This is a genomic window from Thermosediminibacter litoriperuensis (assembly GCF_008124715.1).
GTDB classification, from domain to species: domain Bacteria; phylum Bacillota; class Thermosediminibacteria; order Thermosediminibacterales; family Thermosediminibacteraceae; genus Thermosediminibacter; species Thermosediminibacter litoriperuensis.
Genome location: NZ_VNHO01000053.1, coordinates 1 through 4,688, shown reverse-complemented (window position 1 = coordinate 4,688; position 4,688 = coordinate 1). Strand labels below are relative to the sequence as shown.

General features: G+C 48.8%; 6 protein-coding genes. 3 read left to right on the top strand and 3 right to left on the bottom strand.

The annotated features are described in order from the left end of the window. The 3 genes from LZ11_RS12080 to LZ11_RS12070 form a co-directional block, all read right to left on the bottom strand. Positions 1-199: transposase (locus LZ11_RS12080; RefSeq protein ID WP_484421977.1), on the bottom strand; the 199-nt coding region annotated here is incomplete at its 3' end. A 128-nt stretch (positions 200-327) separates the two neighbouring features. Further along, positions 328-747 (bottom strand): HEPN domain-containing protein, encoded by a 420-nt coding sequence (locus tag LZ11_RS12075; RefSeq protein ID WP_148868109.1) that lies wholly within the window; start codon positions 745-747, stop codon positions 328-330. Continuing rightward, positions 744-1,235: a nucleotidyltransferase domain-containing protein gene (locus tag LZ11_RS12070; RefSeq protein WP_148868108.1), complete on the bottom strand. Its 492-nt coding sequence runs from the start codon at positions 1,233-1,235 to the stop codon at positions 744-746. Before LZ11_RS12070 ends, LZ11_RS12075 begins: the two co-directional genes overlap by 4 nt. A 485-nt stretch (positions 1,236-1,720) precedes the next feature. Here LZ11_RS12070 and LZ11_RS12065 point away from each other — a divergent pair, with 485 nt between their 5' ends. The 3 genes from LZ11_RS12065 to LZ11_RS12420 all read left to right on the top strand — a co-directional run bounded on the left by LZ11_RS12065 (position 1,721) and on the right by LZ11_RS12420 (position 4,516). Next, complete coding sequence (locus tag LZ11_RS12065; protein ID WP_170240388.1) at positions 1,721-2,959, top strand: MFS transporter; 1,239 nt, start codon at positions 1,721-1,723, stop codon at positions 2,957-2,959. A gap of 35 nt (positions 2,960-2,994) precedes the next feature. Next, positions 2,995-4,146, top strand: a complete 1,152-nt coding sequence (locus LZ11_RS12060) for an iron-containing alcohol dehydrogenase (RefSeq protein ID WP_148868106.1) — start codon at positions 2,995-2,997, stop codon at positions 4,144-4,146. Positions 4,147-4,366: 220 nt separating this feature from the next. Further along, positions 4,367-4,516 carry a hypothetical protein gene (locus LZ11_RS12420; RefSeq protein WP_170240234.1) on the top strand — a complete coding sequence of 50 codons (150 nt, stop codon included), beginning with the start codon at positions 4,367-4,369 and terminating at the stop codon, positions 4,514-4,516. Positions 4,517-4,688 lie beyond the last annotated feature (172 nt).

Sequence of the window (4,688 nt, the reverse complement as noted above, 5' to 3'; positions counted from 1 at the left end):
TGAGTAGCTTAATTAACACTACCGGGTCAATACTAGGTCTTCCTGTATTTTCGCTATATAGGTCTTTTACTTCATCATAAATGAAATTAAAGTCGATGCTTTCTTCTACTGCCCTAAGGAGATGGTCTTGAGGTACTAAGCTATCGATGCTTACTAATTCTACCTGCTCTATTATTTCTCGATTTTTCTTCGTTAACATTTCATCGCCCCACAATATTTTTGTATCTTCTTTAATTTTACTAAAAAGCTGATGATTTTTGTACTAGCTTTTGCAAAAAAAGACTGTCGACAGTTACTTTGTCGACAGTCTGAAACCCCCATTCGGGGTTATTTATTTTTGGGAAGAATGACCTTTTCAGCTGCCTCTACGACCGTTTTCAGGTCACCGTAAGCTTTTTCCGCATCCTCCCGCGTGTACTCCAGCGTAGGAATAAAGTCGACGTCACCGTAAAAAGAAAATTCTCTTTCCTTTCTGAGCCATTTTGAAATGGAAGCTAGTTTATCGACCTGTTCTGCGACTTCAGCGGGCAGTTTATCCCGGTATTCAAATAGAAGGTAGCCTACATCGTGCTGTTTGGGCGGTTCTACGCCGATTTTTCTCAATATTCCTTTTAACGCGAGTTCCACCGCTTCCTGGGCTTCTCTTATGATATCAGAGTAGGCTTTTTCTTCCAGCAGGAATTTTATCATTTTCAGGCGAACTCTGGCCTTTTCCAGGTAGCTTTCCGCCAGTGTGACATTGGTCATATATCAAACACCTCACCGTGCGTATAGTCGGGTTTCAATACCCAGTGCCATCGCTCTCCGGTTACGACCTTTTTTGCGCCCAATTGCCTGAGTTTTGAAGAAAATTCCTGTAAAAAACGGGTGAAGAAATTCTCCCTATCGTAAAGTATTAATGCATCGTCGATCATATCTAGAAAAAGGAGGCTTCCGGCAAGCACCTCTTCCGGAGTCTTTATGACCGGAGAAAGCGAGGTGTTGATCCCGATCTTTCTGAGGCCGTCCATCCATGAAATCAGGAGGTCTTCAACTCTGCCGAACTGCTCCATGCGCTTGAGGCGTCCGGAGGGGAGATTCCGGGCTATAAGCAAAAGGTCTATATCCGATTCCGGGTTAGGCGTCCCCCTCGCTACGGAACCGAAGACCGCCAGGGTTATCAGGTCTTCGCCGTAAATCTCACGGCAGGCTTCCAGCACCTTGCTAAGGGTATTTTTAAAACTTTCAATAAGCATATTTCAAAACTTCCTTTCCGGATACGGGTTTAACCTACCACATTTGGATTGCTGGCCTTGCAAAAATATTATATCAAACAAAAAGTTAAGTAACAATTCAATCTGTCAGGTGACGTCTTCCCTCAATAAATTGAGGTGCATCCTGGGACGGATATCCTATAAAATCTTGATACGGACCTTCCCCAAACTAACAGTTGACAGCCGTCTTGCAGGAATGGAATAGTAAAATACGTTCATAAATTTAAAAAAATTTTGTTTTAACTTATAGGCGTAATATGCTTTAAAGGGTTATCTGTTGTAATTTTTTTAGAAAAACGGAGAAGAGCGAGGGGGTTCAAAAAATTCAACCGGTACAGCACGAGAAATAATACAGACCCATACCGAAATAGAATCAGCCGGCAAGGCAGAAATAAATCTTATAAAAGCCAGGGTGACTAAATTGTGGTATAATCATAAGAAATGAGTGACGTTAGGGGATGGATTCTGTGTTTAAAAAATACGCCTCTCTTCCCGGATCCATTTACATAATAGCGTTTGCGAACCTGATAAATTCCATGGGGACTTTCGTCAGGCCGTTTTTGACGCTGTTTTTAACCGACAGGATGGGGCTTTCGCCGGATTATGCAGGGCTTTTGGTATCGATTTCTTCGATGGTGAGGATACCGGGTTCCATCCTGGGCGGAAGGCTGTGCGATAGTATAGGCCGGAAAAAAGTGATGATCATCTTCGGCGCGCTGTCGGCCCTGAGCCTGGTGGTCTGCGCCTTTTCCGCCAATACGTCCCTTCTCATCAATCTACTGATCTTTTCGAGCTTTGCCTTATCTGTATCCGCTCCCGCAGAGACCTCGGTCATCGTGGATCTGACCAATACCGGCAACCGTAAAGAGGCTTTTTCCCTGTCTTACCTTTTTCACAACCTGGGTTTTGCGGTCGGCCCTATCCTGGCTAGTTTCCTGTATAAAAATTACCTGAAACTCCTTTTTATCGGTGACGCCCTCGCAACCTTTATTGCCCTGGGGCTTATTGCGCTGGGCGTGCCGGAGACCAAACCGGAGAGGGGTAAAATCGACGATGCTGCTCTTTCGGAATACGAAAGATTCGAGGAGGGCAGTACCCTGGCGGTGCTGCTGAAACGCCCTGTACTGCTGGTTTACGCTCTGATAAGCGTGCTTTACACCCTGGTCTACAGCCAGAGCACCTTCTCTCTGCCGATTTACTTGAAGGAGCTTTTCGGTGACGCGGGGCCCAAACTCTACGGCAGTGTTATGAGCGCCAATGCGGTGACGGTGGTGGTTTGCACGACCCTGGTCACGAATCTTACCTCTAACCTGAGGAGCCTCATAAACATAGCCGGGGCTGGAATGCTTTATGCCTTGGGCTTCGGGATGATAATGTTTGCGAAAAATCCGTGGATCCTGCTGCTGTCCACTTTTATATGGACGCTGGGCGAAATACTGTGTGCAGTCAATGAAAGAGCTTTTATAGCCGAGTACACGCCGGCATCCCACAGGGGCAGGATTAACGCCGTAATTCCCCTGATAATGGGCGCCGGATTCAGCATAAGCCCCTGGCTGACCGGCATGTTCCTCAAATACCACGGCGTTAGGTGGGTCTGGCCGCTAAGCTTTTTTATTGCGGCCTTCGGGGCAACGGGCATGTTCGCTTTGAACCTGGTCGATAAAAGGCGGGTTTCTCCGGCGCAAAAAACCAGTGCAAATCTTTGAGAAAGCTAAATAAATTGAAACGGAGGTATTTGAAAATGGATTTTCAATTTTTTGTTCCGTCACGCATAATTTTCGGTAGGGGAAAAGTAAAAGAAGCGGGCTTTTATGCGAAAGGATTAGGTAAAAGAGCTCTCGTTGTTACCGGAAAATCCAGCGCCAGGAAGGCGGGCAGCCTGGAAAGACTTACGAAAAGCCTTGAGGAAAACGGTGTGCAATGGGTGCTGTTTGACGGTGTTGAACCCAACCCCTTGACCACTACTGTTGACAGGGGCGCTGATTTGGCCAGGGAAAACAAAGTCGACCTGGTCATAGGCCTTGGCGGCGGCAGCGCTATGGATACGGCCAAGGGTATAGCCTTTGCAGCCGTCAATGACGGGCCGATAGCCGATTACATGGAGGGCAGGTCCGGAGAGAGAGCATTGCCGCTGATTCTTATACCCACCACCTCCGGCACCGGGAGCGAGGCCAACAACATAGCAGTTATGACAAACCCGGTGACTATGGTTAAGAAAGGTTTCAGAAATCCGTCGATTTTTGCAAAAGTCTCCATCGTTGACCCAGACCTAACTGCTACAATGCCCCGCGAAGTAACGGCTTCGACGGGTATCGACGCCTTTTTCCACGCGCTGGAATCGTTCCTGAGCCTCAGAAGCCAGCCCTTTACCGAAATCCTGTCCCTCAAGGCTATGGAGCTCATATACAGGAATTTAATAAAAGCCTGTGCGGATGGCGCGGATCCGGACAGCCGCGAGGCTATGGCTCTGGCAAGCACCATGGCCGGTATGGCCATAGGACATTCCGGGGTGTGCGTGCTCCATGCGATGGAACACCCCCTGAGCAGCTTCTACGGAGCATCCCACGGCGAGGGAATGGCACCGATAGCCGGGGCGTTTTTGAGGTTCGTGAAGCCCCGTACCGTGGAAAGGCTGGCGAGGGCGGCGAAAGCCATGGGATTGGACACAGAGGGACTTTCCGCGGAGGAAGCAGCACAGAAAGCTGTAACCGCCATAGAGGAAATGATAAAAGAACTCGGCCTGCCGGACAGTATATCCCTGTTTGGAGTTAAAGAAGAAGATATAGAAAAACTGGCGCAGCACGTATATAATTACATGGGGCATAACCTGAAAACAACACCGGGTAGCCCGGCCTACGAGGACATAAGGCAGATGTACCGGGAATCGTTATAGAAAAAGCGGGAGAGCAGAATATGCCCTCCCGTTTACCGCTAAAAATTCGGCTTCCAGGGCCTCGGAGATGACTTCACTTAGAGGGGCGGAGGCCGGAATCTTTCTCTTGGGATTATTCCGGTTCGAAGAAAAGCTTTTTCAATCTTTCTTCTACGATCGCTGCTTCCAGAAAATAATAAATTAAGGCCCGTTTCGGGCCTTTTATCTATGTGCGCCCGGCATGGGCGTTAACTCGGTGGTGAAAGTCCACTGCAGGCGAGGCAGCACTAGCCTGCTAGCCGAAGGCAAGGGTGTCCACTGCGAGGTGGAATCTGAAGGAAGTTGGAGGCAAAGCCACGGCCTGATGAACAAGAACCCCATAGGAGGCTAGACCGTTCGGATGAGCTGGCATAACACAGCGAAATCCCAGGCTGCCAAGGGGCGGTAGAGTATATGGGGCGGGCGCGGGGCGAAGGTTAACGCTCTTACCCGGGGAGGCCTGCCGGTAACGCCAGGTAAAGCTGGTAACCCGTGCTGAAAGGCACAGCTGAACCGGCAGGAGT